The 17,328-nt window shown below is 41.7% G+C and carries 15 protein-coding genes, 1 pseudogene and 1 riboswitch; of the genes and pseudogenes, 4 read left to right on the forward strand and 12 right to left on the reverse strand.

Annotated elements, in window-relative coordinates; genetic code table 11:
* Nucleotides 1-156: 156 nt before the first annotated feature.
* Complete coding sequence (locus H605_RS0110900) at nucleotides 157-729, reverse strand: exonuclease domain-containing protein (RefSeq protein ID WP_029054241.1); 573 nt, start codon at nucleotides 727-729, stop codon at nucleotides 157-159.
* Between the two features lie 188 nt (nucleotides 730-917).
* Nucleotides 918-1,029: riboswitch (TPP riboswitch) on the forward strand.
* 82 nt (nucleotides 1,030-1,111) lie between these two features.
* On the opposite strand from H605_RS0110900, the gene H605_RS0110905 reads away from it, so the two are divergent.
* From H605_RS0110905 to H605_RS0110915, 3 genes are read left to right on the forward strand one after another with little or no spacing between them, the layout of a single operon-like run.
* A complete protein-coding gene (locus H605_RS0110905; RefSeq protein WP_029054242.1) occupies nucleotides 1,112-1,681 on the forward strand; it encodes an ECF transporter S component in 570 nt (189 codons plus the stop codon).
* 21 nt (nucleotides 1,682-1,702) lie between these two features.
* Nucleotides 1,703-3,169 carry an ABC transporter ATP-binding protein gene (locus tag H605_RS17770; protein ID WP_051210558.1) on the forward strand — a complete coding sequence of 489 codons (1,467 nt, stop codon included), beginning with the start codon at nucleotides 1,703-1,705 and terminating at the stop codon, nucleotides 3,167-3,169.
* Nucleotides 3,147-3,917 carry an energy-coupling factor transporter transmembrane component T family protein gene (locus tag H605_RS0110915; protein ID WP_037561932.1) on the forward strand — a complete coding sequence of 257 codons (771 nt, stop codon included), beginning with the start codon at nucleotides 3,147-3,149 and terminating at the stop codon, nucleotides 3,915-3,917. Before H605_RS17770 ends, H605_RS0110915 begins: the two co-directional genes overlap by 23 nt.
* Nucleotides 3,918-4,010: 93 nt before the next feature.
* On the opposite strand, the pseudogene H605_RS19455 reads toward H605_RS0110915, so the two are convergent.
* A pseudogene (locus tag H605_RS19455) lies at nucleotides 4,011-4,250 on the reverse strand (DUF6526 family protein).
* A 429-nt stretch (nucleotides 4,251-4,679) separates the two neighbouring features.
* On the opposite strand from H605_RS19455, the gene H605_RS17775 reads away from it, so the two are divergent.
* Nucleotides 4,680-5,942, forward strand: a complete 1,263-nt coding sequence (locus tag H605_RS17775; RefSeq protein ID WP_051210559.1) for a dicarboxylate/amino acid:cation symporter — start codon at nucleotides 4,680-4,682, stop codon at nucleotides 5,940-5,942.
* Nucleotides 5,943-5,998: 56 nt separating this feature from the next.
* On the opposite strand, the gene H605_RS0110925 is transcribed toward H605_RS17775, so the two are convergent.
* From H605_RS0110925 to H605_RS0110970, 10 genes are all read right to left on the reverse strand, one after another.
* Nucleotides 5,999-6,409: a universal stress protein gene (locus H605_RS0110925; RefSeq protein ID WP_029054244.1), complete on the reverse strand. Its 411-nt coding sequence runs from the start codon at nucleotides 6,407-6,409 to the stop codon at nucleotides 5,999-6,001.
* A gap of 453 nt (nucleotides 6,410-6,862) precedes the next feature.
* Nucleotides 6,863-7,039 carry an adenine nucleotide alpha hydrolase family protein gene (locus H605_RS18965; protein ID WP_155979521.1) on the reverse strand — a complete coding sequence of 59 codons (177 nt, stop codon included), beginning with the start codon at nucleotides 7,037-7,039 and terminating at the stop codon, nucleotides 6,863-6,865.
* A 186-nt stretch (nucleotides 7,040-7,225) separates the two neighbouring features.
* Entirely contained in the window at nucleotides 7,226-7,777 is a 552-nt protein-coding gene (locus H605_RS0110935; RefSeq protein WP_029054245.1) for a biotin transporter BioY, read from the reverse strand.
* A 139-nt stretch (nucleotides 7,778-7,916) separates the two neighbouring features.
* Nucleotides 7,917-10,589, reverse strand: coding sequence for an aconitate hydratase AcnA (acnA, locus tag H605_RS0110940; RefSeq protein WP_029054246.1), 2,673 nt, complete (start codon nucleotides 10,587-10,589; stop codon nucleotides 7,917-7,919).
* A gap of 41 nt (nucleotides 10,590-10,630) precedes the next feature.
* Entirely contained in the window at nucleotides 10,631-11,773 is a 1,143-nt protein-coding gene (locus H605_RS0110945; RefSeq protein ID WP_029054247.1) for a PrpF domain-containing protein, read from the reverse strand.
* A 14-nt stretch (nucleotides 11,774-11,787) separates the two neighbouring features.
* The gene (prpB, locus tag H605_RS0110950; RefSeq protein WP_029054248.1) at nucleotides 11,788-12,690 is read right to left on the reverse strand and encodes a methylisocitrate lyase; all 903 of its coding nucleotides are present in this window, start codon (nucleotides 12,688-12,690) and stop codon (nucleotides 11,788-11,790) included.
* A 19-nt stretch (nucleotides 12,691-12,709) separates the two neighbouring features.
* Nucleotides 12,710-14,092: an SLC13 family permease gene (locus H605_RS0110955; protein WP_029054249.1), complete on the reverse strand. Its 1,383-nt coding sequence runs from the start codon at nucleotides 14,090-14,092 to the stop codon at nucleotides 12,710-12,712.
* A gap of 17 nt (nucleotides 14,093-14,109) precedes the next feature.
* A complete protein-coding gene (locus tag H605_RS0110960; protein WP_029054250.1) occupies nucleotides 14,110-15,624 on the reverse strand; it encodes a tripartite tricarboxylate transporter permease in 1,515 nt (504 codons plus the stop codon).
* A 13-nt stretch (nucleotides 15,625-15,637) separates the two neighbouring features.
* Nucleotides 15,638-16,081 (reverse strand): tripartite tricarboxylate transporter TctB family protein, encoded by a 444-nt coding sequence (locus H605_RS0110965; RefSeq protein WP_029054251.1) that lies wholly within the window; start codon nucleotides 16,079-16,081, stop codon nucleotides 15,638-15,640.
* A gap of 75 nt (nucleotides 16,082-16,156) precedes the next feature.
* Entirely contained in the window at nucleotides 16,157-17,143 is a 987-nt protein-coding gene (locus tag H605_RS0110970; protein WP_029054252.1) for a tripartite tricarboxylate transporter substrate binding protein, read from the reverse strand.
* Between the last annotated feature and the right edge of the window lie 185 nt (nucleotides 17,144-17,328).

Here is a 17,328-nt window from a genome sequence, read left to right on the forward strand (position 1 = left end):
AGAATAGTATAGCAATAACATATGGAAAAACTATGCACATGCGATAGTTTCGAGTGGTTTCAATTATATAAAGTCGAAAAAATTTAAAAGATTGCACAACTGATCAACCAAAAAAAGATGCCCGGCAAAGTACTTCCCGGACATCTTTTACTACTATTAAAATCTGGATTTAGTTGGTTTCTTCATCGGCGCTTTGTTCATCAAATAGGAGATAAACGTATCATCTTCCAGATGCGGATTGGACGAGTTCAGTAAGATGGCAAGATTTTTTGCGTCGTCGAGAGCTCTGTGGGCATTATGCACTTGAATTCGGTGCGCTCTCAGCAATTGTTGCAGTTTACCGTTCTCAAAGCCGTAATTCTTCCATTTGATTTGTCGGACGGAGCAATACCAGTCCATGTCGAGCGTTTCAGGCAATAGTCGACTAACGAATCCCCTATCAAATGATGCGTTATGCGCTACTATACCGTCTGCTTGATCTAGTATTTTCAAGATTCTATCCATATCCAATGACTTCCCTCTTACCATCTGATCGGTAATGCCTGTGAGATTCGTAATGGTCGGAGAGATGGAATAGAACGGTTCTTGAAACTCGCAATACTCATCAGCCACCCGAATAATACGATTATCCTCATACTCTCCTAGCATAACGCCTAACTCGATCACTTCACTCGCCTCGGCACTCATACCTGTCGTTTCCACGTCAATAAATGCTATATGTTTCGTCATGTAAAAACTCCTTTTACACTCTATTTACATTATATTAAGAACACAATTAAGATCATTTCTATCCTTTTAGTATATCAGGATTTCAATAGTATTTGTTCAATTTAAACTGTAAGCAGTTCATTGAAACGTGTAGTAATTTCTTAAGTTGCCAGACAATTCAACGTACTGTATACTAGAATTACTTACATAATTGTCCGTACGGGTGCTTGAGAGAAACAGGCTGAGATAGCAGATTAATCCACTGCTGACCGTTAATCTGATCTGGGTAATGCCAGCGTAGAGACCGTGATCGATGGAATCATACAGGAATCTCTTTCCTTCCTCGGCCGTCTGCTCTTCAGACGGCTTTTTTGTATAAAAAAATAACAAGGAGTGGAAGAGTATGAAGAAGTTAAAGTTTACCGATTTGTTGGTCACTATCATGATTGGCGTGGTGTTTGGGGTACTGATGAAGTTTTGGGATGATTTATACACTGTCGTCAAACCGATCATGCCTGTCGCACGTCAACTGCTTTACGGCATGTGGTTCATGGTAGGACCGTTCGCCTTTTTATTATTGCGAAAGCCTGGTACTGCATTCATCGCAAGTCTGGCAGGGGCTTCCTTGTCTGCGTTTGCCGGACATGGTATTGAGGTTTTGATGTATGGATTTGCACAGGGTCTTGCTGCGGAATTACTGTTCGCTGCATTCCGTTATAGACGCTATTCCATTTTAATCGCCGGGTTAGCAGGTATCGCTTCCTGTCTTGCAAGTTTCGGACTCGATTTAATTTACGGGTACGCAGCACTCGAAACATGGGCACTCATTGTGAAATACGGATTACGTACAATCAGCGCATTCATCTTCACAGGTATTTTCGCTGTATTTATTGTAAGAGCGCTAGAAGCAACAGGCGTAACATCGTTAATTCGACCTGTTGATAAGAAAGAATATACGTTGCTTGATCAGTAAACGCGGAGGAATGATCCAACTATGAAAAACATCAGCGTTACCGATTTACGATTAAAGTTTCCAGGAGAAGATGCTTTGCTCTTTAAAGACCTCTCCTTCTCTGTTCAGCCTGGTGAAAAAGTTCTCATGCTCGGTCCTAGTGGTTGCGGGAAATCTACTTTACTCCAAGTATTGAGCGGCATTATACCAAACTCTATCGAACTGCCAATGAAAGCAACAGACATTCAGTTGCCTGACTCATGGGGATTCGTTTTCCAAGACCCCGATACACAGTTCTGTATGACATATGTCGATGAGGAACTCGCTTTTGTATTGGAGAATCTTCAAGTTACGCGTGAAGAAATGGCACTTCTTATTGAAGAGGTATTGAAACGTGTAGACCTGCATTTGAAAGACCCACATACGTCCATCAATGAAATGTCGCAAGGTATGAAGCAGCGGTTAGCATTAGCTTCTGTATTATTACTGGAACCTGACGTGCTATTTTTGGATGAACCTTCTGCATTACTGGATCCAGAAGGCACGCAACAGATTTGGACTTCTATTAAAGAAGCAACCGCTGATAAAACTGTGATCATCGTAGAGCATAAAATTGATTTGATTGCGGACTGGGTTGATCGCGTAGTGCTGTTTAATGATCATGGGGTTATGATAGCAGACGGTTCACCAGCAGATATTTTTGCAAACTATCAGGAGGAACTGAAACGTTACGGCATTTGGTATCCGGGTGTATGGAAAGAATATAAAACATCCGAAGCATTTCAATCAATGATGATCAATCGTCAACCAGTTACATCCGAGGAGAAAATTCAGATTCAGGACTTTCACGGCTATCGTGGTCAAGTGGAGAAGATTTCTGCCAAACAGGCGACCGCACAAGCTGGCGATTGGATTACGATTGTTGGAGAAAATGGTTCTGGTAAAAGTACATTGCTCTTATCACTCATGCAATTACTTCGGACTGACGGTGTCTACAAGGTGAACGGCGTACCCATTGTGTGGAAAAAGAAGAAGCGCCAACTGCCGAAAGGTCTTTCACTTGTCTTTCAAAATCCCGAACTACAATTTGTGACGAATTCGATTACGGAAGAGTTAACCGTCTCTTTGCACGATATGCCAAAAGCGGATGCAGATTGTTATGCGAAGGAATTGATACGCTTATTTAACTTACCTGATTCTGTTTCACGCCATCCTTATCAGCTATCTACGGGTCAAAAGCGTCGTTTGAGTGTAGCAACTGCTCTCACTCCTGATACAGATATCTTATTGCTCGATGAACCTACTTTTGGACAGGACGCACGAAACACATTCGCCATTCTTGAGAAGCTGGAACAGCTGCGCATTGAAGGCATGACCATTTTGATGGTTACGCATGATACGGAAATTGTAGAGAGCTTCGCCACTGCTGTTTGGACTGTAGTGGACGGCGTACTGCATACGGCTAATATACCAGGAGGTGCAAAGAATGTTCAATTGGTTCACACCTAAACGCGAGACCTGGTTATTCCGAGTCAATCCCGCACTAAAATTTATCGTATTTTTTGCGTTCTTGATTATTACGCTTGTGAATCAAAGTGTACCTTTTGCTATCTCACAAGCGGTTTTATACGGAATAGTGTTTTATGTATTCAGCGGTTATTCATTGAAGAAACTTTCAATACTTTCAATTCCGTTAGTCATTTCTTTCCTGTCTACTGGATTGACGATGTTGTTGTTCGGTAAGGGGGAAGCGGTGCTATGGCAATGGGGGCTGTTCAAGATTTCCGAAGAGAGCATTCAACATGCGCTTTTGCTCGGAAGTAAGTCCCTTTCATTCGGATTCGTCGGCTTTACGTTTATCTTAACGATCCAACCCGTATTATTCTTTTACGCTATGATGCAGCAGTTTCGTCTACCATCCAAATATGCATATAGTTTTATTGCGGCTTTTCGTTTAATTCCTGCTGTCACTGAAGAACTGCAAATTCGCAGGAATGCGTTGAAAGTACGGAATATCCAGTTTTCAAAAGGGATCAAGGGGTTGTATGAGAGATTGCAATCCTATACCGTCCCTCTATTTGCCCAAAGTATACGTCGCGCACAACGTATTGCAGTTGCGATGGAAGCGAAACAGTATCAGATGGGTGCTGCGAGGACATATTATTATCCTACACGGTATAATGGAATGGATAGGGTATTTTTACTAGTCATGATAGGTAGTTTATGTTCAGCCTTTTTACTATCAGTTTATCTTTAGTTATTCGATAACCAACATATAAAAAATGTAACCACATTAAAAGAGTGTACAGATCTAGTTTAGATCCTGTGCTCTCTTTTTTCATTACACACGCTAATGATCAGCTCTCCATGATTTTAGGGATTTCTTTATGTCATCAGGTGAGAGCTCTTCAATCACTGCCCGATCCGCAAGCTCCACGTACTCCTCATCTGAAGCAAATCATAATGCAATCAATTGTGGCTTCGTCAAACTTGTAGCTAAACGGTTACCGGTCAACATAAAGTAACGAAGCTGCTCTTCCATGACGATTAATCGATCTTGCAGAGACAGCGCATAAATACGTACGAGCATTCCTGGAATAATAGCGAGAACGATGATAGCGAATAATAATAGAATCTACATTGAAAACCGTGTTTTACAAATTGATAAGCTCCATAGATCGCTGTTGTCAAAAGCAATAGAATGCTTAACGGCAACCAAATATAGTGTTGCAAAGGTGTTACGCGTGTATGGCTTTCATAGATTGCTCTTTCATCTTGCCCCCTTTAATACTTACAGGGGTATCATGTTCTATTTAGTACTAGATGCGTATGTCATTGCCCAAAATTAGGGTAATCGTTTTGATTAATCACAAGACCCATTCCGTCTTATAGAGACACACTCAACAGATTTAGCAACTGTATACATTTTTAATAGTCGGAATTTTTAGTATTGACAAATCATATATATTTCATTATATTAAACCTACTATAACAATAAGAATTAAAGGAGTTGTTCTCTATGAAACTTTCAACAAAAATCACTGTCGGTCTCGTGTCCGGCATTATTTTCGGAATTATTCTAAATATCTTTCTCCCACAAGCAGTAGCACAATTGAATGAATACGTACTTTCCCCGATCGGTAAAGTTTTTCTGAACTTAATCCAGTTCGTAGTAGTACCCATTGTATTCACATCATTAATTGTGGGTTTCTCTAGTATAGACAACTCTGAAAAAGTTGGACGGTTAACAGGAAAGCTATTATTCCTTTACATCAGCACAAGCATTCTTGCTCTTGTCATTGGCTACATCACCGCTTCAGTATTGAAACCGGGGAACATGGTAGATGGTTTAGTTGAAGTGGCAGCCGGAGAGGCAAAGGAAGGACAAGGTATTCTTGAATGGTTGATTTCGATAGTTCCTACCAATCCATTCGAAGCATTTGCAACAGGGAATTTGTTACAGATTATCTTCACAGCAATTATTGTTGTCTTCGGAATTCGTATGGCTGGCAGTCACGCAAAACCATTTCTTTTATTCGTAGAGAGCGTACACGCTATCGTAGAAAAGATTACGATGCTTGTTCTGAAGTTATCGCCAATAGGTGTTTTCGCCTTAATCAGTTCCGTCATTGCCACACAAGGTTTTGATATTGTACAGAAATTATTTGTTTATATCTTAGGACTAATCTTAGCTTTGACACTGATGGCAATTGCTTACTTCATTATTCTAAGCTTCCTACACGTCTCTCCAAAGCACTTCTGGAAGAGCTTCCAGCCGACATTCGGCATCGCATTCGGTACCGCGAGCTCTAATGCAGCATTACCGGTTGCTATTGAAAACAGCAAAAAAGAATTTAAAATGAGGGAAGAGATTGCAGGCTTTGCAATACCCTTAGGAACTGCCTTGAAGCGTGACGGCGCTTGTATTTTACAGACATTCAATGCATTATTCGTTGCTCAGCTATTTAACATCCAACTTAGTGGCGCACAAATCCTGGCAATCATTGTCAGTGCACTTGTCGTGTCATTTAGTACAGCAGGTGTTCCAGGGGCAGGTATCATTATGATGTCTACCGTACTTGCCGCCGCCAATTTACCTCTTGCGGGTATTGCGCTTGTAGCTGGAGTTGATCGTTTGACTGATGGCTTCCGCACATTGTTGAACGTATTTGGTAATACAGCCAATGCAGTGATACTAGATAAGTGGGAAGGAAATTCTTCAATTACCGATATGAAAGTGCATAGCTCAGAACCAGTATACGCAGATACTAAAAGACTCTAAAAAAACTGCCAAAGCATATCTGTAGGATATGCTTTGGCAGTTTTGCTTTATATTATTTATTTAATTATCGTGACAGAGGTGTTAACATGTTTGATTACTTTTTGACTGACACTACCCATTACTAAATTTTTAAGTAATCGCAAGCCTCGACTACTAAGGATGAGGTGATCAATTTCATTATTGTTTACATGCTTAATGATTTGCTGGTGCGGATTTCCTTGAAGTACTGTGACTTCCGCTACTATTCCCTTATCTTTTACTAACTTCAACGCAGATTGCAACTTCTTCTTTTGATACTTATCAAGACTATTAGGACTTTGTTTTAATAATCGCTCATCTTCTTTATTGAAGTCGATGACATGGATCAATTCTAGTTTCGCTTCAGAAAATTGTTCCATTAACATAATCGCATAATCTGTTGCCCGCAATGCATTATCTGAGCCATCTACCGCCACAGCAATCTTCATGATAAAACCTCCTACAACTACTTTCTTCAATTTTTCAATTGAGATCTTCTTTCAGCTTCTGTCACCGACATAACAATCCATTCTCATGTTCTTTTCCCTCTTCACGGATCATGTAGTCCAGTACTAAATATCTGTTCTAACAATCCAAAACCATTCTACCAATTACTTAACAAAAATCCAACTATCTGCTTCTTAAAAAACAAAAATTCCTATCTACATTAAAAGTCGTCAAAAAGTCTACTATACAAGTCTATATGACGACTTTCTTTATTTGACGATTGTTACTGGACAATTTGCTTTCTCCATTACACTACCAAGCACTAATAGTGCAACATTTCCCGTATGTAAATAATTAATAATTCCTTAACCCGGATTCCCTCGTAACAGCGTGATAGTCGTTTTGACTCCGGCTCTTTCCGCCAATTCCACTACAGGTCTCACAATTCGATCTTGTTACCAGGATAGACTGTTAAAGTTTTGTAACAGGAGTTGTTCAACTTCCACTCTGTTATAGTCGGTTACGGAAATCACATCAAGCTCTGCGTCTTGTGCATTTTCTAAAAGTATTAGCGCATATTTCGCTGCACGAAAAGGATGTTCAGAGCCATCGATAGCTACAGCATTTTTCATACTAACAGCCCCTCATTAACTTGAATACTTACTATTGTTAGTATATATATCAGTACGCTATAATATTCAGTAATCCAACTGCTTTTCTTATGCATTTGATATGAGATACAAAAGGGCTTATATATCAACTAAAAAAACGTTAACTCATAGTATATGAATTAACGTTTTTCAGGTTCAAAAATTAGATTATGCTAGCAATAAACGGTTAGTGAGCAATCTGCCTCGAACCATAATACCAGCCCATGCTGCAAGAAACGCTTTGATGAAGCCACCAATTAAAAATGGAACAAAGCCTGCCATGATCGCGGCTGTCCATGAAAGTTCCGCGATAAACTTTAGCCAGACTGTACCAAACGCTAACGCAACGAACATTCCAAGTATATTGGCGATGATCGCATTGGGTAGTTTGAAACTTGTGCGCTCCATATAATAACCCGTAATGAATGCCGTTGGGATAAAGCCAATCAGAAATCCGCCAGTAGGTCCAAAGATCACACCTAACCCCGACGACATGCCTGAGAATACCGGCATACCAACCGCTCCCATCGCTAAATATACTAGTACAGAGATCGTTCCATAACGTGAACCTAAAATCGTCGCTGCTAAACCGACTGCAAGTGTTTGTCCTGTAATTGGAACGAGTGGTAGTGGAATTGTCAGCTGTGCCATAATACCAATAATGGCTGCAAATAACGCAGTTACAATCATCATTTTCAATTTATTTCTCGAGTCCATCATTTCTCTAATCCCCTTTAAGTAAACCGTTATCTAAGTAGCGTTGACATTGATTTTATAGTATAAAAATAGTTGTGTCAATGCTTTTTAGTAGCTTGTTTACTCAATGGGTAGCGTGATCAATTACTATGTTTCAGAATTTTTATACATCCATCATGCTTTCAGCTACTGCAGGTAATAAGCCACCTTGCATATATGCATCTTTTTCCATCATGTTATCGATTCTAAGTAATACAGTAAATTGAATGGCTTCACCGTTCAGCCGGACTGCTGTCATTTTGCAGCGCTGCCCAGGAACGAATGCACGATCTTCCACATCCAGCGTATATGTTTCTGTTCCATCCAAGCCGAGCACAGACACAGATTCTCCTTCTACAAATTGAAGAGGCAGCACTCCCATGCCCGATAGATTACTACGGTGAATGCGCTCAAAGCTTTCAGCAAGCACCACTTTCACACCAAGCAGCGAAGTACCCTTTGCCGCCCAGTCCCGCGAACTTCCCGTTCCGTACTCTTTCCCTGCCAATACAATTAAATTACGCTGTTCTTCTTCGTATCGCTGTGCCGCTTCAAATACTGTAACTTGTTCTCCTGTACCCCTGTGTATTGTATAGCCACCTTCTACACCGGGGATAAGTTGGTTGCGAAGACGTATATTCGCAAACGTACCGCGCATCATCACATGATGATTTCCTCTGCGGGCACCATAGTTATTGTAAGAACGCGGACTGATTCCCTGTTCTGATAAAAATCTTCCCGCCTCACTATTCATCGGAATTTGCCCTGCCGGTGATATGTGATCCGTTGTAATAGAATCACCCAGCATCAGCAGTGGAATCATCTTCTCGGTGTTTTTTGTGATGGATACGTTATGAACCTTATCAAAATAAGGCGCACGTTGAATATACGTTGAGTCTTGATCCCAGTTATATAGCAAACCTTCCGTTGCCGGTATGGATTCCCAAGTTTCATTTGAATAAATACCTGCGTATTCTTCACGGAACAGTGAAGCGTCGACAGTTTCCGCAATCACTTCTTGCACTATTTCCGTAGAAGGCCATACGTCCGCTAAATAAACTGGTTGTCCTTCTGTTCCTATGCCGATTGGTTCGCTATCAAAGTCGATATCGATACGCCCTGCCAGTGCATAGGCAACAACTAGTGGAGGTGAAGCTAAATAGTTTGCACGGATCAGTGGATGTACACGCCCTTCAAAATTCCGGTTCCCACTTAAAATTGACGCCGCTACCAAATCATGTTCTGCTATAGCTTCTTCCGCTTCTGGCATCAGAGAGCCGCTATTGCCACAGCATGTAGCGCACCCATAGCCATCTACGTAAAACCCAAGTTGCTCTAGCGATGTTAGTAATTCTGCCTTCTCTAAATAACGTGTGACGACTCGAGAGCCAGGTGTCAATGTCGTTTTGACATACGAAGGTACGTGTAAGCCCATCTCCACGGCACGTGCAGCTAATAAGCCTGCTGCCATCATGACTGATGGATTGGATGTATTAGTGCAACTTGTAATAGAAGCCAGCACAATAGACCCGTCCTGTATACCCTTCGCAGTTTTCACACGTTGCTTGCCGTATCCACCGTCAGTAACAGATTTCATCAAAACAGTTTCAAACGACTGCTTCATATCAATTAGTGCCACTGTATCTTGGGGCCTTTTCGGTCCACTGACCGTCGGTATGATAGTAGCCAAATCTAGCTCCACTGTTTCTGAAAACCGTGGAGTTATAGATGCATCATCCATAAATAAGCCTTGAGCACGTAGGTATCCTTCCACTAAAGGAACAACATCCTCACGTCCTGTTTGATGAAAATATTCCATTGTTCGCTCATCAGTCGGAAAGAAGCTCATTGTAGCGCCATATTCAGGCGCCATATTAGCTATTGTTGCACGATCAGTTACAGGTATCTGACGTAGACCTTCACCGTAAAACTCCACAAACTTCCCAACGACCCCTTTTTTTCTTAAGGTATTCGTAACCGTTAACGCAAGGTCAGTCGCCGTTACACCATCAGCTAATGAACCCGTCAGCTCCACTCCTACTACATCTGGAATTGTAAAGTATAATGGCTGTCCTAGCATGGCAGACTCCGCTTCGATTCCACCTACACCCCAACCTACTATTCCAACTCCATTAATCATCGGTGTATGCGAATCCGTGCCAACTAAAGAATCCGGGTACAACCAACTTCTATCATTGTATGTTTCCGTTCTAACACCTGTAGCTAAGTACTCCAAATTCACCTGATGGACAATACCGTTTGCCGGCGGTACGACATGGAAGTTTTCAAAGCTTTTCTGTGCCCAACGCACAAACGAATATCGTTCTGCATTTCGTTCATATTCAATGGACAGATTTTGTTCAAACGCCGCCTGATCACCTGAGTGTTCGATAATAACCGAATGGTCGATTACCAAATCAACAGGAATTTGAGGATTGACTACTAGAGGATTGCCACCACGTGCTGCTACCGCATCCCGCATAGAAGCCAGATCCACAATAGCCGGAATCCCTGTGAAATCCTGAAAAACAATACGTGCTGGTTTAAAAGGTACTTCCTGGCCCTCAGTCCCACCTGACCAATTTGCCAGTACAGCGATATGTTCATCTGTTATGTATAGTCCGTCAGCATGACGAACTGCAGATTCTAGTAGCAACCTAATTGTATAAGGCAAGCTATCTATTGTATCAAAGCCAAACCTTTCCAACTTCTTCAATGAAACATAGCTGTATTGCTGCCCATCAATCGTTAACTCTTCGCGCAGTGTATCACGATGCCATTCGCAGTGCTTTTTCATACCGTAGTCCCCCTTCGTCTTCTAATATGAGTCAGTTAAAATTACAGCCAACTTGGTACATAACATTGTCCCTCTAGTATTCTTCTGGCTGTACGATCTAAGCCAACTGCAGCGACATCTTTGCCATCTTCCGTTAATTCGACAGTCACTTCTGCTATACCATCGGGATGACCTATTCGTATGTTTTGGAGCTGCTTCTGCTCGCTCGACGTGTAACAATCATTCGGAATCGTGCCATCTATCAATAATGTGGAGGCTAAGTTGTATAGACCACTACCGGCAAACGTCCGATGAAATTTCCCCATGGAAATCATTCTAGCTATGATGTCAATTTCCTCTGCTTTGACCTCAACACCTGACGTAGTAAAATAATCGCGTGGCGGTGCAACTAGTGCGATCTTCGGTATCGAAGGTACTTCCTTGGCCGCCTCGATAGTTTCAGCCATGCCTGCAGAAACGGCACCTTGGACACGTAATGTTTCAAGCTGCGTGAGCAAGTGTTGGTTTTGACTGAGTATATCGTTCGACTCTGAACCATCCAATCCAAAATCTTGTGCGTTTACAAAAATAAACGGATTAACAATATCACTAATAGTCACCGAAAATTTTTGTTCATCCGCCACTAACTCTGAACGCATTTCAGCAGGAAATGTAGTGCCAGTTTTACCACCGCCCGGAGACAAAATCGAGACGCTGATTTTTGCACCCGTATGCACAATTCCGGCCATTAAATAATCTCCATCCACTTGAGCTGCTCCGTCTACTATTGGAACTTCAATCCGCACCAAACGGTTGATATTATGATTCAGCACGGTCACATCACACATTCCGTCAGCTGAAGGAACTTTCGCCAATCCTTCATCTATCGCATAAGCTCCAACCGCTGCCATTAAATTCCCACACGTTCCTGCTGAATCTACAATAGCCTCTCCAATTCCTACTTGGTAGAATGTGTACGCAAGACACGCTTGTTCACTGTCAGTTTCATGAATAACAATTACTTTGCTCGTATGAGAGGTACCGCTCCCAAGACCGTTTACTTGTGACGGATTATACGCATCCATTGCAGACATGAATATTTGTTCTTGCGCACTCTTCGATTTCGGTAGATCACTTTCCTTAAAGAACACACCTCTACTCGTACCGCCGCGATAGACTGTACACGGCACAGCATTTTGTTTCATGGCTAGTTCCTCCTTCACTCAGGAATGATTGTTTTGGCGATTTTCCCATCTAATGACTCATATTTTTCCAACTCTATCTTTTCGTATAATTCACGACGTGTCTGCATTTGATCGAGCACATCCACTTGCGTCCCTTTATCAAAGATTTCCTGAAATACTGTTTCAAATGCTTTCGCAGCTGCACGTAAAGAAGTAACAGGATAAATAACCATTGAAAAACCAAAATTCTGAAATTCTTCCGCTGTATAGTATTCCGTCCGTCCAAACTCTGTCATATTAGCCAGCAGCGGCACATCAAATGCAGCTCCCACTTTCTCGAATTCTTCTTTTGTTGTCAACGCTTCAGGGAATAACGCATCTGCTCCTGCTTTAACATATAACTCCATCCGTTCAATAGCTGCATCGAGTCCTTCAACAGACAGTGCATCCGTTCTTGCCACCACCACTAATGAAGGAGCTACTTCTTTGATTGCACGAATCTTCGCTGCCATCTCATCGGCAGGAATTAACTTCTTGCCATTTAGATGCCCACACTTTTTCGGCAAATCTTGGTCCTCAATTTGTACGGCCGCTACATTTGCTTCGACCATTTCTTTAGCTGTTCGCGCAACATTCAGCACACCGCCGAACCCAGTATCGATATCTACTAAAATAGGTAAATTTGTTGCACGCACTAATTCTCTCGCACGTTCCGCCACTTCCTGCGAATGCAAAATCCCAAGATCAGGTAAACCTCGGCTTGCAGTAAATGCCGCACCGGATAAATACAGTGCTTCAAAGCCTACTTTTTTTGCAGTCAAGGCTGCCATCCCATCATGCGCACCCATGATTTTCAAAATTTCTGTTTTACGAATAGCAGCCGAAAAATCTCCTGCTAGTTCTTTCTGTGTTTTCTGTTCTTGAACTAACCAAGTCATCCGTAATTCCCCTTTTCTTTTAAGAATAAAATACCATCCAATATCCATAAATTGAAGCGAGTACGACGAGCAGCCAAATGACAAATGCACCTGATCCCAATCGCAGTAAATCACGCTTCGTGAAATAACCATATTCATAACTAATTAAATGTATGGGTGATTGCGTTATCAAAACAAAGCCTGGGATTCCCATTAAGAACACGCCCATTGATAAGTACAGTGGGTCATGCGTGGGGAATGCTTCACCTATTGCTAACGTTACAGGTAGCATGATTGTTAAAAAGCCAAGTACATTGACAAAAAACAGTCGTAGTAAAGCCGTAACTAACAACAGTGATAAAACCACCAAGAAATACGAATCCATCGATAGCAAATTGATCAGCTGGGAAGCAAACCATTTCACTGCACCGGTCTTAATCAACATGCTCGATAACATCAACGTTGCTGCAAAGAACAGTAATAAATCCCAGCCAATCTTTTTCTTTGCCGTCTCCCATTGCCAGATCCCCGTAACCGGAAGTATTGTCAATGTCGCACCAAACAGTGCAACTAGCGAGACCGAAAAGCCATGTAGACTTCCCGTCATCCACAATATTACGGTCAATCCAAGAACCGCAAGAACTTTCCATTCGTTACGTGACATATGCCCGAGCGCATGTATTTTATCACCAATTACTCTTTCAAGTTCTGCACCGTCAATCTGTTCAGGTGGGAATACTAAAAGAAAGAGCAGAAATAATAACAACAAAAACACGGTGATAGGAGGTCCCATATATAAAATCCAGCTCACGTAATCTAGCCCTTCCGTCATATCGCCCAGCAACCCATAAGCATATAGCGTCGAGCTAGCACCCGTTGCCACTATCGCCCCTGATATCGGTACAATGAGCGTTAAGCCGACAAATAAAGACTTTGCTAACCTTTCCACGGTACCCATCGTCTGTAAATGCTTGACGATGCTATCTAGTACTGATGATACTAGACTCGCTTTTCCTACATTGGACGGAATGAATAGAGATAAGATGAACATTAGGATGAATGAGAAAAACACTAGCAAACGGCTCGAGCCTTTCGATAAGGAAAGTAGTTTCAATGACAAACGGCTAGCGAGTCCCGATTCGATGAATGCACCTGCTAAAATGAACGTCGAAAATAGCAACCAGACAATCTCTGAAGCAAAATAACTCAATGTTTCTTCATACGTAAAGAAGTGCACTGAGAGCAATAACATCAGCAACAAGGAGCTGAATGCTAAAGGAAAGACCCCACCAATCCAAAGAACTTGGATAATGATGAGGCATGCGATGGCACGTAATACTTCTGTTGTCTCCACTAGAGGAGACAACGTCATGATATATAGCAACACACTAAAAGAGAATAATAGTTTTTTCTGTTTTGTCATCGCTGTCATACAATCACTTACATTGCTTCGCTATTATTTTTTTGCGCTTTACGCTTCTTTAACCAAGAAGACAAGAAAGGTAATCCGAGCGAAACAATTGTCATAATAACAAGTGCAATAGTAATTGGTGATGCCGTAAGAATACCAATAGCGTTCGGATACGAGATCAAACTCATTCGGAAGTTTTGTTCCATATCTGACCCGACAATTACTGCCAGAATCAATGGAGCTACCGGGAAGTTCAGCATCTTCATGAACAGACCAACGAAACCGAAGATGATCAAAATCAAGAAGTCTACTGTGCTGTATCCAAGTGTATAGGTACCGATAAACGCCAGCATCATAATAACAGGATATAATACGCGAGGCGGTGTGTCTAAAATCTTTACAAGGATTCCGACAAGTGCAATATTCAAGATAACTAGGAACAAGTTACCGATAAACATACTATTGATGAACGTCCATACCATATCGGGGTTATTCTCAAACAATAGTGGGCCAGGCTTTAAACCGAGCATGACAATTGCACCAAGGATCACGGCAGTTGTTCCTGATCCTGGAATACCCATAGCGAGCATCGGAATAAATGCTCCGACAGCCGCTGCGTTGTTAGAAGACTCTGGTGCTGCCAATCCTTCAATCGCACCTTCTCCGAATTCTTCTGGGTGCTTAGAAACTTGTTTCTCTAAGGAATAACTTAGCATCGATGCAATTGCACCGCCTGCCCCAGGAAGTACACCGATTAGGAAACCAATAGGACCATTACGAATAATTGGCCACTTCGAACGCTTCCACTGTTCTTTTGTAATCCAAATTTTGCCGACAGATTTTTTCTCTCCAACCGGTTTATTGATGGATAAGAAGTTGTATAATACTTCCCCTACCGCATAAATACCGATAATGACGACAAGGAAATCAATGCCTTCACTCAGATGAACATTGCCCATTGTAAAACGGTAAACTCCCGTCTGCAAATCAATTCCTACTGTACTGATCATTAATCCAATACACATCGAAATGAATCCTTTGACCATCTGCCCTTTTGCCAATGCAACAATTGCTGATAGTGTGAAAACCATCAATAAGAAGTACTCAGCAGGGCCGAATCGCAAAGCAAAACTGGCGAGCGGCTTAGCCAGTACAATAAAACCGACAACCGCGATTAATCCACCGATTAACGAAGCAATAGCAGATATTGCAAGCGCTTGGCCTGCTTGACCTTTCTGTGCCATCGGATAGCCGTCAAACGTAGCAGCAATTGCCGATCCGTCACCCGGTGTATTCAGTAAGATCGAACTTCTTGAACCTCCATACATCGCACCATAGTAAATAGCAGCCATTAAAATCAGTGCACTAGTAGGCTCCATTCCAAATGTAATTGGAATCAGCAAAGCAATTGCGGTTGCAGGTCCAAGACCAGGCAGCATTCCTACAACTGTTCCGAGGAACCCGCCGAGTGCGATCCAAAATAAATTCATTGGTTGAATTGTAGTCAAAAATCCATCTAAGATGGCTTGTACATCTATTCCCATATCGGTTCCTCCTTTAAGGTAAACTAACCTGCAATAGTGTTCCAAATGCATACCAAGTTACAAACGAAAATACGACCGCAATAATAATGTTGGACATCCACTTCTTGCGTCCATTCAATAAGAACAATAATCCAGCAAGGAACAGGATAGTTGAATACAAGAAACCAATCCGTTCAAACAATACTGTATAAATTAGCATCAAAATGAGAGATACAAGCAAATATAATGGTGACTTGCCGATTCGCAAGGCACGAAAATCAGCAAAGTCATTACCTCGCGCCTTGAATTCTTGATAGAAATAGACAATACCTGAAATAATTAAAATACTAGCGATTAAAAGCGGGAAATACATCGGACCGTTCGGGTTTCCGAGATTTGATTTAGGTAAGTTGATTGCACTGATTAGCATAATGATACCAACGACCGTTGCCAGTATTGGGGTTATGTAACGAACCATACAGTGTTCCTCCTTCTAGTTGATAAATTAAAAAAGCGAGCCCGCTTGAGCGGGACTCAATCTTTTTATGTGTACTTACTTCTGTAAACCAGACTCGTCAATCAGTTCTGTATACATTTCTTTTTGCTCTTTCAAGAACTCAGTTGTTTCAGTACTGTCTTGATAGAAATCTTCCCAACCATTGTTCTCTAGCAATTCTTTCCAAGAGTCCGTCTCAACCATTTCCCCGAACGCTTCATTCCAATATGCGATCTCATCTTCAGTCATATCCGGTGGTCCGAGAATACCGCGCCAGTGAGGAAAGACCATATCTACGCCTTCTTCTTTCCATGTCGGTACGTCAGGCAATTCTTCAAGGCGCTCGTCAGCAGAAATTGCAACAATCTTAAATTTTCCTGCAAGGTGCTGTTCTGAGGATTCGGACACTGCCATCGTTGCTACGTCTACGTGACCGCCAAGTAAACTGGTCATAACGTCGCCGCCGCTCTCATATACGAGGAAGTTTAATTTTGTAACATCGACTCCGAAAGTTTTAGCTGCTTTTACGAAAGACAAGTGATCGTTGTTTCCAAGGCCAGGCGCAATACCGATCTTTATGGAAGCAGGATCTTTTTTTAGCTGCTCCATTAAGTCCGTTGCTGTTTCATAAGGTGAACCGTTTTTGACTGCTACCGAAATCCACTCTGTTGTTAATGTAGCAAGTGGCGTGAACTCCTCATATGTGAGATCACTTTGTCCAAGCAAGTTATTTGTAATCAATAGACTAGAGTCAATCGCCATTGTATGTGCATCTTTCTTAGAAAGATATTGCCAACCTACTTCACCGTTACCACCCGGTTTGTTGATGACAGTCATACTCTGATCTACAATATCTTCTTCTTTCAAAATCTTTTGTATGGCACGGGCTGTAGCATCCCAACCGCCTCCTGGTGTTGCTGGTGCAATGAACTCAAGATTCTTCTTTGGGAAATCTGAATCGTCTTTTTCACCTGCATTATCCGATGAACAAGCGCCTAGAATAAGTGCAAATGAAAGTGCTGCTACGCCTACTATTTTTTTCATACTGTTCTCCCCTTTTCTTTCTGATTTATCATCTATATGTAGTGTACTTTAATAATTCTGAATTGTAATCGTTTACAATTTTAACAATTCAAAAGACTTTAACAACTTTTCGTTCATTATGTTCACAAGAAAAGCATCCTATGAAAGGATGCTAAAGAGTGCTTATTTAGTAAATACTCTATTAC

It is taken from the genome of Sporosarcina ureae DSM 2281, from assembly GCF_000425545.1.
Lineage (GTDB): Bacteria > Bacillota > Bacilli > Bacillales_A > Planococcaceae > Sporosarcina > Sporosarcina ureae.